11 protein-coding genes and 1 riboswitch are annotated in these 17,387 nt (G+C 44.8%); of the genes, 2 read left to right on the forward strand and 9 right to left on the reverse strand.

All coding sequences use genetic code 11. The features are described 5' to 3' along the window. Window positions 1–4: 4 nt before the first annotated feature. The 7 genes from MKX34_RS22050 to MKX34_RS22080 form a co-directional block, all read right to left on the reverse strand. Complete coding sequence (locus MKX34_RS22050) at window positions 5–883, reverse strand: carbohydrate ABC transporter permease (protein WP_076104427.1); 879 nt, start codon at window positions 881–883, stop codon at window positions 5–7. A 27-nt stretch (window positions 884–910) separates the two neighbouring features. Beyond that, window positions 911–1,801 (reverse strand): ABC transporter permease subunit, encoded by an 891-nt coding sequence (locus MKX34_RS22055; protein ID WP_036676126.1) that lies wholly within the window; start codon window positions 1,799–1,801, stop codon window positions 911–913. Between the two features lie 234 nt (window positions 1,802–2,035). Next, the gene (locus MKX34_RS22060; protein ID WP_038572454.1) at window positions 2,036–3,754 is read right to left on the reverse strand and encodes an extracellular solute-binding protein; all 1,719 of its coding nucleotides are present in this window, start codon (window positions 3,752–3,754) and stop codon (window positions 2,036–2,038) included. A gap of 107 nt (window positions 3,755–3,861) precedes the next feature. Beyond that, a complete protein-coding gene (locus MKX34_RS22065; protein WP_036676122.1) occupies window positions 3,862–5,502 on the reverse strand; it encodes a response regulator in 1,641 nt (546 codons plus the stop codon). 18 nt (window positions 5,503–5,520) lie between these two features. After that, complete coding sequence (locus MKX34_RS22070) at window positions 5,521–7,266, reverse strand: histidine kinase (RefSeq protein WP_076297387.1); 1,746 nt, start codon at window positions 7,264–7,266, stop codon at window positions 5,521–5,523. A gap of 139 nt (window positions 7,267–7,405) precedes the next feature. Beyond that, window positions 7,406–10,855, reverse strand: a complete 3,450-nt coding sequence (locus MKX34_RS22075) for a glycosyl hydrolase 53 family protein (protein ID WP_076297386.1) — start codon at window positions 10,853–10,855, stop codon at window positions 7,406–7,408. Between the two features lie 244 nt (window positions 10,856–11,099). Beyond that, window positions 11,100–12,056: a DMT family transporter gene (locus tag MKX34_RS22080; protein ID WP_076104422.1), complete on the reverse strand. Its 957-nt coding sequence runs from the start codon at window positions 12,054–12,056 to the stop codon at window positions 11,100–11,102. Window positions 12,057–12,182: 126 nt separating this feature from the next. Continuing rightward, window positions 12,183–12,331, reverse strand: a riboswitch (FMN riboswitch). A gap of 209 nt (window positions 12,332–12,540) precedes the next feature. On the opposite strand from MKX34_RS22080, the gene MKX34_RS22085 reads away from it, so the two are divergent. Both MKX34_RS22085 and MKX34_RS22090 read left to right on the forward strand, forming a co-directional pair. Continuing rightward, window positions 12,541–13,713, forward strand: a complete 1,173-nt coding sequence (locus MKX34_RS22085) for a substrate-binding domain-containing protein (protein WP_076297385.1) — start codon at window positions 12,541–12,543, stop codon at window positions 13,711–13,713. A 207-nt stretch (window positions 13,714–13,920) separates the two neighbouring features. Continuing rightward, entirely contained in the window at window positions 13,921–15,423 is a 1,503-nt protein-coding gene (locus MKX34_RS22090) for an N-acetylmuramoyl-L-alanine amidase family protein (protein WP_076297416.1), read from the forward strand. Between the two features lie 48 nt (window positions 15,424–15,471). Here MKX34_RS22090 and MKX34_RS22095 read toward each other — a convergent pair whose 3' ends face one another. Both MKX34_RS22095 and MKX34_RS22100 read right to left on the reverse strand, forming a co-directional pair. Then, a complete protein-coding gene (locus MKX34_RS22095) occupies window positions 15,472–15,876 on the reverse strand; it encodes a VOC family protein (RefSeq protein WP_038572459.1) in 405 nt (134 codons plus the stop codon). 23 nt (window positions 15,877–15,899) lie between these two features. Beyond that, on the reverse strand, window positions 15,900–17,372 hold the full coding sequence (locus tag MKX34_RS22100) for a carboxylesterase/lipase family protein (RefSeq protein ID WP_076297384.1): 1,473 nt from the start codon (window positions 17,370–17,372) through the stop codon (window positions 15,900–15,902). Window positions 17,373–17,387: the final 15 nt, after the last annotated feature.

Here is a 17,387-nt window from a genome sequence, read left to right on the forward strand (position 1 = left end):
ATTGCTACTCCTTTACAGAACCAAGTGTCATCCCTTTAACAAAATATTTTTGCAGGAAAGGATATACGATCAAAATTGGAGCGGCTCCGATAAATATTTGCGCGGCTCTCACCGTCGTCTGCGAGATCAGCTCCATTTCCTTTGGATTGATGCTCATGGAGCTCATATCCCGTTGAATGATAACCGTCTGCAGGAATGTCGCCAGTGGAAATTGTTTGGAATTATTCAAATACAATAGTCCATCAAACCAGGAGTTCCAATGGAACACCATACTAAACAAGGCAATCGTAGCGATCGATGGTAAAGAAATCGGCAAGTAAATGCTGAACAACGTACGGAAATGTCCGGCTCCGTCTATAAGCGAGGCCTCCTCCAGATCTTTTGGAATACCACGGAAGAAGTTCAGCATCAGAATCACCAAGAACGTATTTACCGCACCTGGCAGAACAAGTACCCAGAAGGAATCCATCAAACCAATCTTTTGAATCACAATGTAAAATGGAATCAATCCGCCGTTGAACACCATACTGAAAACGAACAACCAAGAGTAGACATTACGGCCCTTGAAGGCTGAGTTTTCTTTGGACAACGGGTAGGCTGCCAGAAAAGTAATTAAAAGTGTAAGTCCAGTCCCGAGTATGGTTCTTTGTACAGATACCCAGATGGAGTGTAGGAAGATTGGATTGTTTACTGTCTTTTTATAAGCTTCCAGAGAGAATTGCTTTGGCCATAATCCTACCAAATTGGCATCAGCTGCCGACTTCGCGCTAAAGGATACAGCCAGCACGTGAATCAAAGGTACAATACACATCAGTGCGAGCAGGATTAGAAAGCAAGTATTAAACACATTGAATATACGATAACCTCTTGTTTTGTAATACATAAGTTGTCTCCCTCTTCCTTTGGTAAATTAGAAAATGCGATATCCTGCCCACTTCTTAGCCAAACTGTACGAGACGAGAATTAGGATCATACTAATGGCCGACTTAAACAGTCCGATTGCCGTACCAAAGCCCATCTCACCATTCAGAATAGCCGTGCGGTACACGAAGGTATCAATAATATCGCCTTTCTGATAGACCAGTGGATTGTAGAGGTTAAAAATCTGGTCAAACCCTGCGTTCAATACATTTCCGAGAGCCAAGGTACCTACCACCACAACCATTGGCAATAGAGATGGCATTGTGATAAAACGTGTCTGCTTCCAGCGGTTAGCGCCGTCTATTTCAGCAGCCTCATATAATGAAGGATTGATTCCTGCTAGAGCAGCTAGGAAGACGATCGTATTATAACCAAATTCCTTCCACACATCTGTGAGAATAACTGTGAACCGGAACCAGTTGTTATCCCCTAAGAAAAAGATGGGTTTGAAGCCCATGCTGCCTAAGATCTGATTGACAAAACCATCTGTAGCAAGCAAATCCAGCAATATCCCGCCGAGAATAACCCAAGATAAAAAGTGAGGCAAGTAAACCAGCGTCTGAATAGTGCGCTGTATGTATACCTTGCGAATCTCATTTAACAAAATGGCGAACACAAACGGTACAGCCAGATTGAAAATCATTTTTAGAACAGCAATAATCAATGTATTCCAAATGACCTGCATACTGTCATTACGTTCAAACAGATAACGGAAATTGTCCAATCCAACCCATGCCGAGCCTGAAATTTTCAGCCATGGCTTATAATCCTGAAATGCCATCACAATTCCGCCCATTGGAATAAAGCTGAAGATGATCAGGAATATCATCGCCGGCAATAACATCAAGTGAAAAGGCCATGTTTTTTTTAGTGTTCTCATCCTTGGTCCCCCATATCGTGTCAAGTTCTTCTGTAACCATACTCAAATTATAACAACGCCCGAATTCCTCAAATAGCGAGCAAAACCAATATATATGGTACAAAAGCAATCTCTTTATCACATAGAAAAAAGAGGACTCCAAACGCAAACAGGGACCCTCCCTAAAGCCTAATACTACGGCTGAAGAGACGGTCCCGTTTGCTGCTTTTTACCTAGCCAAACTAAATCCAAACCTTATTTTACGCTGTCATACCATTCGTTAACTTCTTTAGTGATTTGATCGCCACCACCTGATTTCCAGGTCGCTACAAAGGAATCAAATGCATCCAGCGGTTTGTTGCCATAGATGATTTCATTAAACGTTTGGTTCTCAATTTTGTTCAGATAGTCCATCTTCGATTTCATAGTTTCGGTCGTAGGACCTGTGAACATATTCTTAAAGGATTTATCCTCTTGCGCCAGCAGAACTTTTGCAGCAGCTGGGGTATCTTTACCATAATTCACAGCTACGTCTTTCTCCAGGCGGGTTGTTGGCTCTGCGCCATCTGCCAGGTTAAGGAGTGCTTTCATTTGGGCATCCGGAATCCGGGCACCGTCACGAACCAGCATATAACGAACGCTATTCACATAACCGCCAGCAATTTTATCATTTTCGATCATCTTACCGTTCGCATCTAGCTCATAGTCGTATCCTGCAAAAAGGCCGTTATCCAGTTCACTGCCTGGCGTTGGATTAGCAAAGTTATCGAACAGGTAGTTTTGATAAGTAAAGAAGGCTTCAGGATTTTTCATTTTCGTGCTGATCAAAGTTACACCGTTAGTGAATTGTGTACCATGACGCATAACCTTTCCATCTGGACCCGCTGGAATTTCAATTGGAGCCCATACTGCATCTGGAGAGTTCTTCACGGTATCCTGAAGCGGCCAGCCGCTCATCCAGTAAGGACCCGGGAGAATACCTGCTGTACCCGCAACTGCTGGTTCGGCAGTTTTGTTCTCATCCCAAAGAGCCGCTTCCTGAGGAATATAACCTTTAGCCAACCATTCCTTCAGTTTTTCGAGCCCTTGCTTCATGCCAGCATTTACAGAGCCGTATTCTAATTTACCATCAGCATCTAGATTCCATTGCTGTGGCAAGGTTCCGTAAGCACCAAAGATCCAAGAAGGGTCTCCCATCCAAGTGTTCATCGTTGTTTTAAAGCCGATACTAAGTGGAGTTACCTTGTCTGGTGCCAAGCCATCAGGGTTCTGATTCTTGAACGCATCCATCACTTTTTCCAGCTCATCGATCGTCTTCGGTGCTTGCATATTCAGCTTATCCAGCCAATCTTGGCGGATCCACAGAATGTAATCATGGTTATATGCATAATCGAGAACAGGCAGACCCATTCTTTTTCCATCACGGCTGTATTGGTTCCAAACGTTAGGATCCTGTGCCATCGCTTCTTTCCATGTATCTGAAGCATATTTATCAAACAAAGTTCCTACATCAGCATACATGCCGGAATCGATCAAATCCTGTGCAATTGTGTTGTCGGCTGTACCGATGGTTACGACATCAGGCATGTCCTGACCTGAAGACATGGATAAACGCAGCTTCGTACCAAATGCGCCGTTCGTATCTGTGATGGACCAAAGGGACTTAATGTTGATGCCGAATTTTTCTTTAGCCCATTTTGTAGCCACGTTATTCTCAATGCTTTCACCGTTTTTGAATTTAAGCTCAGGGTCCACGCCCCATGCGGTTGTAAATGTCACCTCAGGATCGTATTTATCCTTGTAGGCGTTTTCAGAATTGGAAGCTGTATTTGCAGTCGCTTCACCAGCTGTTTTATCTCCAGCAGTGTCTTTACTATTAGCAGCGTTATTGCCTGAACAGCCCGCAAGGCTACCCGCCAAAAGCATGCTCATACACAGGAGCGGCAGCCATCTTTTTCTCTTCATCGCGCTCATTTTGTTCCCCCTTGGATTCCATAAGTGTTGGTTACAATTTAATTATAGGGAACGATTCTAAGCCCGAATACGTCATTTAAACAAGGTTTCTGCACCTTTCTCAACCTCTATCCGTCCCGGAATTCATTTGGTGTCATATGGTAGTGTTTTTTGAACATCTTACTGAAATATTGCGGATTTTGATATCCAAGCTCAGAGGTGATTTCATAGATTTTTTTATTCGTATTTTTAAGCAGATAAAGTGCCCGTTCCATCCGCATCCGAATAATATAGTCCCCAAGCCCTTCCCCAGTCTCAGCCTTATAAATCTTGGACAAGTAGACAGGATGCAAATATACATGATCGGCAATGGTTTTGACGGACAGCTCATGACCCGAATGGTTTCCTACCAGCTCATGGACCTGCTTGATGATATAACTTTTCGTATTCTGATCGCTTTCGGATAGCTCCTTCTGAAGCTTATCGAGCATATCAAACGCCCATTCTTTAAGCTTATCAAAAGAAACAATAATACTCTGCGTCAACAACGGATCTAAAGCGTATTGGTCAATCTTGGAGATGAACTGGCCACTCTTATGCGCTATATACATAAATGCATTCGTTATCGATAGAAAGACCTCGTACAGATGTTCACTAGAAAACCGTGCATTCTCCATATCCCGGAACACGTCAGCAATTTTTTGCCTTGCTGTATCCCATTGTTTGGATTCCAGCAGATGAATGAGTGTAGGTGGACGATAAAGACATTCGAGCGATTTGATGCTCATCGTCTCCTGATGCTGGCGATCATCCAAAAACAGCACGGAGCTGGATTCATCATGTGCTGCCAAATACATCGAGCTAAGACCGCTTCGATAGGCAGCCGTCATCCCCTCTGGAAAGGTGAACCACTCCGTTACAATCAGTGAAATCTCACCCTTGAGGTAATTGCTTACACTAATTTGGAAATTCGCGATCACCGCTTTTAGGACTTGCTGCCTTGCAGCTTCATAGTTAGCCATTTGCTCCAATCCCTGCTGAACTGCCGGCTTTAATTCAACAAGCAGAATCAAGCAATCATGCGGCGCTTTGCAGAACCAGACATGGAACTGCTCCTTAAAAAGCTCCTCGGCAATGTTACCGATCGCATATTCCATTAGAGAAACCGAATGGTGATCCATGGCGGCATAATGTTTACCAAGCTGAATCAGCAGCATCGCTGCTTCAGCGTCCGGCTGGAAGGAGATTTCATATTCCTTCAGCTTAATGGCCAGCGTCCGCTCGGACAGCACCCTGCCGAGAAGCAATTCGTGCATCAGATTAGCCCGCAAAACACTGTAATCGGCTTTGCGATTATACAGCAGCAAATGATATCTATCATGGGCTTCCCATTCATCTTTCAAAGATTCAATCGCACCGGATACGCTTTTGATAAACTCATCATCACTTACCGGCTTCAAAATATAATCAAATGCCTGCAGTTGAATAGCTTTTTTCGCATATTGAAAATCGGAATAACCCGTCAATAAAATGGACCGAATATTTGGCCATTTCTCGCCTACGGCTTCGATTAATTGCAGGCCAGTCATTCCTGGCATTGAAATATCAGTAACCATAATATCTATAGCCTGCTGTTCCATAATTTGCAGAGCTTCAGCACCCGATGCCGCTTGATGCACCTGCTTCACCCCGATTTCAGCCCATGGAATAGTACGAGCTAAACTTTCCGTAACATAGGGCTCATCATCAACTAACAACAGCTCTATCATTCTTTCCCCTCCTAGATGTCATTCCATTTCATTGTCTGTGTAGGGCAGCAACCACTGCAGTGTCACCTGTAACCCTCCGAGTGGAGAAGGCGAGATGCGCAAACCAGACGTCTCCCCAAAACGCAGCCGCATTCTCTGATGCACATTCCATAAACCGCAGCCCATTTCTTCATCCATCGCCCTGCTTAGTTTATTTTCCAGTTCTATAATTCCCTCTGTCGTCATTCCCTGACCATCGTCCTCAACCGTAAGCGTCATTTCTCTGCCTACACATGAACCCGTAATCCGCACCAGTCCCTCTTTGGCGATGGGCTCAATTCCATGTATAACCGCATTCTCCACCAGAGGCTGCAGTACGAGCGGCGGAAGCTCTCTTTTGCGCATTTGCGGTGGGATATTGATCTCATAACGAAGTCTGCTCATCCTCATCTTCTGGATCTCCAGATAATGATTCACAAATTCCACCTCTTCAGACAGCGCAACCAAATCACGTTCCTGACGAGTGGTGTATCTGTAATATCGGGACAAATTATGCGACATTCCAACGACCGCACCCATATTATCGAGCTTCGCCATACTTGTAATAAAGGAGAAGCAATTATAGAAAAAATGTGGATTAATCTGTGATTGAAGCTGCTTTAAGCGGGCTTCGCGAACGTGGATTTTCTCCATCAGCACATTCTCGATCAGCATCTGAATCTGTTCTACCATACTGTTAAACCGGCCGGACAGGAAGCTGAATTCATTCTTCCCTTTAATCTCCACTCGCGTAGAATAGTCCCCTTGCTTCAACCGTTGAAAGCCTCCAACCAATAACCTTATAGGTACCTGCACTTGAACATATAACAGATAAGCTACGAGACAGCTCATTAACAACAAAGCACTGATCGCAAAATAAAATAAACGATTAGAGGTCAGGATCGGATGTAAGATTTCATTTAGCGGCATATAGTCGATCAAATACCAGCCCATTTTGTCCGAATAGACGATATTTACACTGTAGGATTCACCTTCTATTTTGACCGTGCGATTCTCACTAGGCTTCAGCTGGGTCTCTTCCAGCCTGTCTACCAATTCTTTGGCTAATACCTTGTCGGCACTGCGGTTAAAAATAAGTCCTGTTCCCTGCTTATAATAAAAAGGATCTCTTCTGCCATCACTCTTGAATTTATCCAGCATATCTTCTATGTTCCGGCTGTCGAACTCTACCTTCATAACCGTTTTGACTTTTTCCGGAGCGAATTCTGACATAAAAGGTGTAAAAGAAAACCACGAGAATACGAAGCGGTCACCCTCCTGCCCTTCAATCTTCTCCACATGCCAGCCCGACTTCACTTCCCGCTTCAGATCCTCATCTTCGTATAACTTCGCATCATTTTCAGATACCATACGGTGAATGGATGGGGAGTATAAATACAGCTTACTTTTCCAATTGGAGGAGCTTTCTTGAATGCTGATTTTGGTCTGAATCCGTTTGATCAGGTTTATCGTATCCAGATTCAAACGCCCTTTTTCCAGATAAGTGTCCTTAAGGCTGAGGATATCAGGATCATGGATCAGCAGAATCGGCCACGAGGACAATAACTCCATATTACTTTCTACCTGATTCTGAAAAAAACTAAGCTGATTATTATTCGAAGTATTTAACTCCGTACGCAGCACATCCGTGGTCGTTTTATTGGAATAGAAGTAAAGGATGGTTATCGGGATCAGCATAATGACCATGATACTCACGATTTTGGTAAATAAATTATATCTATACACGTTCCTTCACTCTCCGGCTCAAATGTCATAGCCCCTATTGTACAAACAATCCCTACTTGCGAAAAGATAAATATCTAAAAAATGTGGTAAAGACAGGCCCTAACTGCCTTTTCGAGCACAGTTATTGCCTGTCTGCCTATTATTGCTGCAAAAGATTGAGTATGATGTAAGCTGCTTCAGCGCGTGTTGTATGGGCTTGCGGGCGGAAATTGCCATCTTCGAATCCATTGATAATCCCAGTCTGCGCAAGCGCTGTTATCCCTTCACTGGCATACATCGAGATCAGGTCTTTATCTTTAAAAGAAATAACGTTCACATCCGTCTGATCGTTCACTTTCTCCACCAACTTAAGCGCACGATACGAAATAGCTGCCATTTCTTCACGGGACAATTTATCATTCGGGCCAAAAGTGCCATCCGCATGTCCTTGTACAACACCCAATTTCCCAGCAGTAATCACAACAGAGCTATACCACGCATCAAGGTTCACATCTTTAAAACTGCCTGTTCCTCTTTCTGTATTTAGCTCCAGTGCGGACAGCAGCATGCTGACAAATTCAGCGCGTGTAACCTCCCCTTGCGGATTAAAGATCCCGTTTCCTATTCCTTGCACGATCCCTTTAGCCGTCAAGGATTCAATCGCTAACGTGGCCCAATCTGCTGCTTTTAAATCTGTGTACCCCACCTCTGCGTACCCCGCAGCATAAATGCTGAAATGACTTGGATTAAACACAATCTGTTCCGCGGTTGGGTTGTACCGCACAGCTTTGATAACTTCAAGTTTTCCATCAGCAAGTATCGAATAAACAGCAATCCGCTGGCTCTGCTCCCCGAGCTTCAGCTTGTAGTGGAAGGCTACCGATATTGCTCCTTTTTTGAAAACATCGATAGAAGTCCCGTCTACTGACACATGGATGTTATAGGCCGGGTAGTCTTTTGCTCCAGTTACCAATGGTGAAGGCAAGGTTGGCGTAGCTACCTGAACCAGTGAGAGCGTTAGTTCCTTAGCTCCCGTCTTTATAATTCCTGCACTAGCTTCCGTAGAAACCGTAACAGATGCCGCACCATATACAATTACTATTTGGGGATGTTTGCCCTGCTCTAGTATAGAACTCAACGGAAGATGAACGACTGCTCCCTTAAGCTCTCCCGTCGATGGCAGAACAGAAATAATCAGTTTTTCATCCGCCGGAAGCGTCGACAGCGCCTTATTGATATCCTCTATACCTAGCGTGATATCAGCTATGTCGGAAATTCCTGCTTGTGCCTTCACCTGAAGTTGTCCTGCCGCTGTATGTTCGACCACTGCTTTATTTGCTGAATTTACAACGCTTGAATCTCTGACCGTGATGACAGGATCAGGATTAACTCCCGTTCCGGGTTCCTCGCCAGTGTCAGGATTTCCTCCCGTTCCGGGTTCCTCACCAGTGCCGGGATTCCCTCCCGTTCCGGGTTCCTCGCCAGTGCCGGGATTTCCTCCCGTTCCGGGTTCCCCACCAGTGCCGGGATTTCCTCCCGTTCCCGGTTCCTCTTCGCCCCCCTCACCGGCCACCGGGGTTTTGAAGACATTTAATGAAGAGAGTGCATTCCCTGCAAAATCGAACATTGCCTGATTCTCCCAAGCATTTCCTTCGCCTACCTTCCAGCCTACACCTTGCACTGGAATCCAAGCTGGTTCCCAATAGAACAAGCCTGTTCCTTTACCATCGGGTACTTTGGACAATACATTCATTACTGTTTTGACCTCAGCCATTTGACCTGCAACCGTAGCTGGGAAGCCACTGCCGTCTAGCTGATCCTGACGAGCGATGTTATTCTCAAAGTTGTCGCCGTCCTGCAACGTGTAAGGATATGCGGTTTCCGTCACAATCACTTCTTTACCATATCGTTTAGAGATATCGTCCAAGTTAAACTGCAGGCTATCCATCGTTCCGCTCCAATACGGATAAAAGGACGCGCCGATCACGTCATAATCAAGATTCCGCTTCGTTAATTCGTCAAAGAACCAACGAAACATATCATTTTTGCCACCTTCAGCAAGATGGATCATAATTTTGATATCCTGACCTGCACTCTGGCTGTCTCTAACTCCCTTCACTCCACTCTCTAGAAGCGGAACAACCTTCTCAAAAGCATTCTCTTGATCATAGGATTTGCCGTCAGGCCATAACAAGCCACCATTAATCTCATTTCCGATTTGGACCATATCGGGTGAAGCTCCCTTTTCCTTTAGCTCATCCATAACATCTTTGGTATAGTCATATACCGCTTGCTTCAATTCATCAAAGGAGTAATCCGCCCATGCTCCCGGCTTGTTTTGCTTTCCGGGGTCAGCCCAGAAATCAGAATAATGGAAATCAAGCAACAGCTTAAACCCTTTGGCTTTGACGCGCTGCGCCATTTCCACAACATGCTCACGGTCATTATAGCCGCCAGCTTCCTGAGGATCATTCCATAAACGTAGCCGAATGTAATTTACACCCCGGCTTTTAAGAATATCCAGCAAATCCTTTTCTACTCCATTGTCGTAATACTTTCCACCGGCATCCTCAATCGCTTCCAGTGTGGAAATGTCCGCACCTTTTATGAACCCGGATTGCAGCACAAGCGGAGTAACCTGAATATCAGCTGTGGGTTGTAGGTCTGTCCCTGCAACTTTCCCCATTACGCTGTAAGTTCCTTCAACCGCGTACTCCGCCTCAATAAGGTCATCCCAGGTTACAGGCAGCTGTTTGCTTGACCCATCTTCGTATATAGCCGTTACCGCTGATGGCAATAAAGCAGGCACATCCGTAATTGTGCTGACATTTATGCTCTCAAATCCGACAATAGGCGTGCTGCTGTCACCTACTACTGTTACCTTCGCCACTGCCTTCTGCACAGTACCTGAGATAGAACCGCTTACTGTAAAGGTTCCGGGACGGGAATACTCTGCTGGCAGGATCACATCCCAAGCAACCTGAGCATCCTCCGTGTCAGAATTGCTATATACCACAGTTACAACACTTGGAAGCTCAGGGGCTTGCCCATTTTCCGTGTCCAACCGTACTGGCAGTACAGTTTGTATTTCACCCTGTGCCGGCTCATGCGGCGCGCTGTCTGCGGGAACACCCCAGACCTTCAGATCATTAATGGCTGCCCATTTTCCGCCGTTGATGCCGGTCAGGTTGACCCTTACATAAGAAACATTCCGCAGCTTAAAAGCATTGTACTGAGTCTGCTCTACACTGCTGCTCTGACTTTTGTCCACAACTGTTGTCCATACCTTATGATCACGTGATACTTCAATCGTATATTGATTAATGTAACTCCATGCATTCCAGATGACGGTTGCACCTGACAAATCATATGCACCTTGCAAATCTACTTCCAGCCAATGAGGAAAACTCCCGTCATTCGCCGTCCAATGTGTGTTCCATTCATCGGAATCCACTGCGTTCCCCGCTTCATACCCTGCAAGCTCACTATCTGATATTGCAGGCTTACCTAGGGCAATATTCTCATCTCCTGCCGCTTGAGCAGACTGCCCAAACGTAAAAGGGGAAATAAGAAAGGTCAGAATCATAAATAATACAAATGATTTCTTCAATGTCTGTTTCCTCCTAAATAATTTAATAATGGATTATGTACTCAGTGGCACAGTCATTTTGTGCCCTTCCTTATTGTAAACGCTTTATTAATTCCGCTATATGTTACGTTAGAAACATTTCAGCAGTTTTTGCAGTCGATATGATCAAAGCAAGGAGTAAAATCACATACAAAAAAAGATGATCCGAAAGCCATACGGCTACGAATCATCTTTATATAGGTAGAACCATTCCACTTCAATCTGATCAGAGCGTTTGTGGTTTGGACTGTTGATTAGATAAAAAGAATAAAGCGACCCAGATCAAGGCAAATCCGAGAATCTGCGGGATAGTGACCAGCTGTTGGAACACGATCCAGTTGATGATTACTCCCGTCATAGGAAAGCTGAGTTCAGCTAATGTGGCGAAGGAAGCTTTGGTCGTGCTAAGCCCTTTGTAATACAACAACATACTAAGAAGTCCTGGCAGCAAAGCTTGCAGCAATAGATTAACCGCAATGGCTGCCGATGCACCAAACCCGCCATGAATCTGCCACGGTGCACCTTCTAGCGTAGTGATAACGAAAAGTAAAGGAAGCGCAAGGATAAACCGCAGCGAAGTCACTGTCTCATATTTCATAGAACCGAGCAGATAACGTCCCATGACTGTCGATCCGCCCCACAGTGCAGCTGCTCCCAAGGCCATCAGACTGCTAACCCCAATAAAGTTATTCACATGTCCGAAAGGGATACTCCAGCCAAAGGTCAGCAGATAGGTTCCTACCAGTGCCAACACAATGAGTGGTCCGAAATTTTTAGGCAAACGTTCTTTAAGAATTAAAGCAGCGAGACCGATCGCGAATATTGGCTGAAGCTTTTGCAGTAACAGCACCGCATTCAAATCCCCACTGGAAAGTGCCATCGTAAATAGGATTGTCGCCCCGGCAGAACCTCCCCATGAAACAATCAATAAAGCACCAATCTGGCGAAATCCAATTCCTTTAAGCTCCGCCCGGTGACGCCAAAGAACAGGTGAAGCAGCCAAGAAAAGCACCACATGCTCCAGAAGAACAATTTGCGAGGAGGTCAAAGATTTTAACAGGATGATACGAAAGAGCGGATCAACGCCCCATAATGCTGCACCAATCACAACGAGCCAAAATCCACTGCGTAGCGCTGATGTACTGCCAACCTTAGTTGATGATGAAGCTGTAACATTACTCATAATTTCATTCTCCTTGTCGATACAAACCCTCGATAAGAGACCAAAAACCCCCGAATTACCAAAAAGGTAAACTCGGGGGCATTATCAATAAAGACGTACAAGGATAGACTCCTAGCGTCTTTATCTTATGATCCTCTCCCATCCGGACTTTACCGTCGGCTCTGGATTTACACCAGATCAGTCACTTCTCTGCAAGCAGAACAAGTGAGTCGCGGGCTCAGTTCACTTTGAACATTACCGCCGGTCGGGAATTTCACCCTACCCCGAGAATCTTGTATTCCGTTGTTTTTTTCACAATCTCAGAATAAACCTCTTCTTGCCATTCGTCCAGTACTTTATGAAAATGTACACATTACTTTCATGTTTCGCAGCATTTTATTACATGTTTGTTCGTAATTGTTCTACTGCTTCATCCAAAAAACTTCTGTATAATGAAAATATGTTGATTTTTCCATAGTTTAGTAATCATGTCGAGGAGGTTGTTATGAAAGAAGCATTCTGGACGAAGTTATTGTTCTCCATCTTTGCCGTTGGAGGAATAGCTTTTTTAGGATTCATAGGTGCTATAATTACTGCGCTTTACGGAGGACTGCTGTTTTATACCCCACTTGTGGCAATCTTAGCGATCGTATTAGCCATCTATGTTGTACTTATCATATTTAATGTGTTGTCACGAAAAACAAGCTATATTGTATTGTTATCTATCCTCGGACTTAGTCTGCTCGCGACCGCAGGATATGAGATCAAGCAAGCGTACGTCAACAGAATTGCCATGGTCGATGATCGGGAGGTTAATCTGCTACAATATGAACCCTTTGCTGAGAAGACCAAAGCAGTGAATCTGGATGAACCTTCTTCCTATCATATCGCTAGCAATCTTCCAAGATTGGACGGTGCAACCGCACTTTATCCACTGTATTCAGCTTTCGTTCAAACTACTTATCCTGAGGGTTATTATAATCCGTATGATTTTCAAACAAGTCAAGTAATTTGCAGCAGCACACCTGAAGCTTACAAGAGATTAATTGAAGGAGAAACCGATATTATATTTGTAGCGGCTCCGTCAATCGCACAACAAAAAGAAGCTAAGCGCAAAGGTGTCGAACTGAAGCTTACGCCGATCGGCCGCGAGGCCTTCGTATTTTTTGTAAACAAACGAAACGACGTAACCGGACTTTCCACCGCTCAACTTAAAGATATTTACGCAGGCAAGATCACAAATTGGAAAGATGTAGGCGGAGCTAATAACCGAATCCGTGCTTTTCAACGGCCTGAAGATAGTGGAAGCCAGACGATGTTGCAAAAGTTTATGAAGGACACTCCACTCATGAAGCCGCCTCAAGAAGACGTAGCGGATATTATGAGCGGTATCATTCAACAAACCTCCAGCTATCGAAACTATAAAAATGCACTGGGCTACAGCTTCTTATTTTACGCCTCAGAAATGAATCGGAACGGGGAAATAGCCCTGCTGGCCATCGATGGTATCCAACCAGATAAGGAAAGTATTCGTAGTGGACAGTACCCATTGGCAACAGAATTTTATGCAGTGACCGCGGGAAGCGACAACCCTAATATTCAATCCTTTCTGGATTGGATTCAATCTTCTCAAGGTCAGAAATTGGTAGAGAAAACAGGTTATACATCGTTAAAATAACATATTTCTAGCGAATGAGAGCTATCCCAAATGTTTGGGAAGGCTCTTTTTCTATTTTTATACCGAAAATTTTCCTTTTTATCGCTTGTAGAGCGCAACTTTTGGAAACTATTGTCGTTTATACTTTATACGAGCCTTAAACGGCATCAAAGGAAGAAAAAGTAAGAATTGCTAGAGACCAATAAACGGGGATGGTAGGGATTGCAGATGAAAAAGTTTGGTTTTTTGGCGTTACTGCTGCTTTTGTTGGTGCTGGTTCATCCAGGAACTGGTTATGCCGGCTCTACGGAAACACACATCAACCTAGACGGCAACGATCTTAAGATTTCCAAAGAAGCACAGGTACAAATTGTAAATGGCAGTGTAATGGTTCCTCTTCGCGTTGTTGCGGAACAGCTTGGTTATACCGTGAAATGGGATAATGTGGCCAAGACAGCGATCATTGAGCAAAAGGGAACTACTTTAAAACTGATCGTGGATAATACGATGGCAGAAGCTTCAGGGAAACAAGTCAAACTGGACAACCCTCCGTTTCTCAGTGGCAGCACAACCCTTGTTCCTTTAAGATTTGTTGGGGAACAGACAGGAACTACTGTCGGTTGGGACAATGTAACCAAAACCGTATATTTAACCTCTCCAGTGCCTGAGGTTGGGGGAAGCGATCCGGAAGTTACGGTTCCAGAACCCACTCCAACAGCACCTTCGGAGAGCGGATCAACCGGGAATACAGCAACTGAAGGGAATAGCTCAGTGGCTGCAGTCACCAATCTTAGCTTCATCAATAACCAGCTGGTTATTGCAGTGAACGGCAGTATAAAACCTACCGTGTTCACTATGACAGACAAAGACCGAATTGTCGTGGATTTACCGAATACTGGCTTTGGAACCGACTTCCATCAGAATCTTTCCGTAGGAAAGAACCAAAGCGGACAGTTAACGGTTACCGACTATCCTAATGTCTCTGCCGTTCGCTATTCATTGTTCAGCAGTTCCCCATCGACCATTCGGATCGTCATTGATCTAAACAGCGCTAATAGCTACAGTCTGATAAATGCTAATGATGGACTTATTATTGTGGATCTTAATGGGACTAGCGTTACGCTTCCTGAACCCACCTTACCAGAAGTACCGGTTATAACTCCTCCACCTTCTACCGGCAACACAGACAAGAAGATAATCGTCATTGATGCAGGACATGGAGGGAAAGATCCAGGGAGTTCAAGTGTTAACAAGCTTAAAGAGAAAGATTTCACCTTGCCGACAGCACTGAAAATTGCAGAATTACTAAAGAAAGAACCAAATATCGAGGTTATACTCACGCGCAGTGGCGATACATACCCAACTCTACAGGACAGATCTAACCTCGCCAACAATGTAAAAGCCGATCTATTTATCTCTGTTCATGCCAATAGTATTCCGGCGGGCAGTAAAAGTAATCCTAGTGGCACAGAGACCTATTACACACGTAATGATAGCTTATTATTCGCTCAAACCGTTCACAAATACCTCGCAGTTGCTACAGGACTGCAGGACCGAGGGGTTCGTCAAGCTAACTATCATGTAACAAGAGAAACCAAAATGCCTGCAATATTATTAGAATGTGGTTACTTAAGCAATACCAAGGATGAAGCATTACTCTTTACCCCGGACATCCAGAATAAAATAGCCGAAGCAGTAGTTTTAGGAATCAAAGAATATTTAGGTCGTTAAAAAAATGGGTGTCCCATTAGCCATGCAGGCTGATAGGACACCCATCTTTTATTCGGTAGTTGTGTTCCAAACACTCATTCGTTCCCGCAGATTCGAGGTATGTAGCTCTAGCTGTATACCATCCGGATCTAGAAAATTGACCGTCCAGCCTATTCCCCGTTTGATTGGCCCTCTAATTATGGGCACATTCTGGGTTTGCAATACTTGGACGGCTTCCTCAAAATGTTCCTCTGCAATACTAAAAGCGATATGGTCTACCCCAACTACTTTATCTGCAATCGCCATATAATCAGGCTTTTCAAGAAGACATATCCAGGCACTTCCCCATTCCAGATAAGCATCAGTTTTACCTCTATGAACTAGCTGAAGGCCCAGAACTCCTGTGTAGAAATTCAGGGAATTCGCTAAATTACTGACATTTACGGTCACATGGTTAAAGCCTTCTACCTGCATCTTTATTCAGCCTCTCAATCTTCTTAAGCCAGCATAGTGACAATTCTTTTGCGTTTCTCTGACTCAGGATCATAAGCTACATGCGTATCTTCATCAAAGATCAAGGTAGCCCGTTCCTCCAGATTGTATTTCGGCCATAACCTCTCTGCTGTAGCCGGATTTCCTTGATGAGCGAAAGCAATCCAAGCATCATGCATAACTTCAGCCAACTTCTGCATCGTTGGATTAATTTCTGCCCTAAGATGGGTTAGATGAGATAGATTATTAAAGGCATAGACGATTTCTGCACTATGCACAGCTTTATTTAACAATGGATGACCTGGGATCGTGCCGTCAAAACGGTACATCCAGACAGGTGCATATTTCAGTTGGTTCTCTGCCAGGGACACCGAGGTTCCCCAGAAGTAAAGATCCGTTAGAATTTCGGCTTGTCCCTCCCATGAGGATGAATAATGGTTCGCAATCTCCTTCAGACTCCCAGTACCCATCATCTGCTCCAGCGCCTTTAGTGAATCGTCAAAGTCTGCCTCAGGCGATTCTTCTCTGAAGAACAAGTTGCCCTCATCACGATTGGTTCCGATCAATAGCGGAATACCCTGTGCCGATCCTTCTGCCACAGCCTGTGCAGGTTCTACAGGAAGTGTATCCCCATCAATGACAGGCTGAAATAACATACCTACTGAGCCACCCGTTAACTTTTTAGTCATTCTTGCGGCTGCATCGATAATTTGTTCAGAAGAAAATGTTTGCAGAAGACTGGCATCTCCATCTGGAACAATCCCTAATTCAGCTAGTAGTGCAGCTGCAATGTACTTCCCCTGCTCGGAAGGCAGCGTCTGAGCAGCCCCGCTTTGCATAATCGCACCAGCGAACAACCCCTTCGCTGCTGGCATGGCCAAAAGGGCTGCGATACTCATACTCCCTGCTGACTCTCCGAATACAGTTACCCGCTGCGGATCCCCGCCAAAAGCAGCAATATTCAGCTTTACCCATTCCAGCGCGGCGATTTGATCCAATAATCCTTGATTAGAAGCAAGCCCATGACCAAATGGAGACAAATTCATGAATCCAAATGGACCCAGCCGATAGTTAATGGTCACTAAAATTACTTTGCCACGCTCAGCGAAGCTTGTGCCGTCAAACTGCGGCTGACTTCCAGCCCCGGTCACAAACGTCCCCCCGTGAATCCAGAACATAACCGGCAGGGGCTCATCATGAACTGCTGGCGCCCAAATATTTAAATACAGACAATCCTCGGAATGAAGCGGCGTCTTGCCACCGAACCGAGTACCTCTCGTATCCGCTGGCTGATGACTAACTGGACCAAATTCAGAAGCATCTCTAACCCCATCCCAGGCTTCTGGTGGCTGTGGTGCACGAAACCGAAGTTCTCCAACAGGTGGAGCTGCAAAAGGGACCCCACGCCAAATGTTCACATCGCCCTCCTGTATTCCTTGAAGCTTACCATAAGAGGTTACTGCTATTGGTGCTCCCATTACATTTCACCCTTC

The sequence above is a fragment of the Paenibacillus sp. FSL R5-0636 genome (assembly GCF_037974255.1).
GTDB classification, from domain to species: Bacteria; Bacillota; Bacilli; order Paenibacillales; family Paenibacillaceae; genus Paenibacillus_AQ; species Paenibacillus_AQ odorifer.

What these genes read in the sequence shown, in the direction of transcription:
- MKX34_RS22055 (WP_036676126.1), bottom strand. Translation starts at nt 1,801, where the DNA reads ATGAGAACACTAAAAAAAACATGGCCTTTTCACTTGATGTTATTGCCG.
- MKX34_RS22090 (WP_076297416.1), top strand. Translation starts at nt 13,921, where the DNA reads ATGAAAAAGTTTGGTTTTTTGGCGTTACTGCTGCTTTTGTTGGTGCTG.
- MKX34_RS22095 (WP_038572459.1), bottom strand. Translation starts at nt 15,876, where the DNA reads ATGCAGGTAGAAGGCTTTAACCATGTGACCGTAAATGTCAGTAATTTA.
- MKX34_RS22050 (WP_076104427.1), bottom strand. Translation starts at nt 883, where the DNA reads ATGTATTACAAAACAAGAGGTTATCGTATATTCAATGTGTTTAATACT.
- MKX34_RS22100 (WP_076297384.1), bottom strand. Translation starts at nt 17,372, where the DNA reads ATGGGAGCACCAATAGCAGTAACCTCTTATGGTAAGCTTCAAGGAATA.
- MKX34_RS22060 (WP_038572454.1), bottom strand. Translation starts at nt 3,754, where the DNA reads ATGAGCGCGATGAAGAGAAAAAGATGGCTGCCGCTCCTGTGTATGAGC.
- MKX34_RS22080 (WP_076104422.1), bottom strand. Translation starts at nt 12,056, where the DNA reads ATGAGTAATGTTACAGCTTCATCATCAACTAAGGTTGGCAGTACATCA.
- MKX34_RS22065 (WP_036676122.1), bottom strand. Translation starts at nt 5,502, where the DNA reads ATGATAGAGCTGTTGTTAGTTGATGATGAGCCCTATGTTACGGAAAGT.
- MKX34_RS22085 (WP_076297385.1), top strand. Translation starts at nt 12,541, where the DNA reads ATGAAAGAAGCATTCTGGACGAAGTTATTGTTCTCCATCTTTGCCGTT.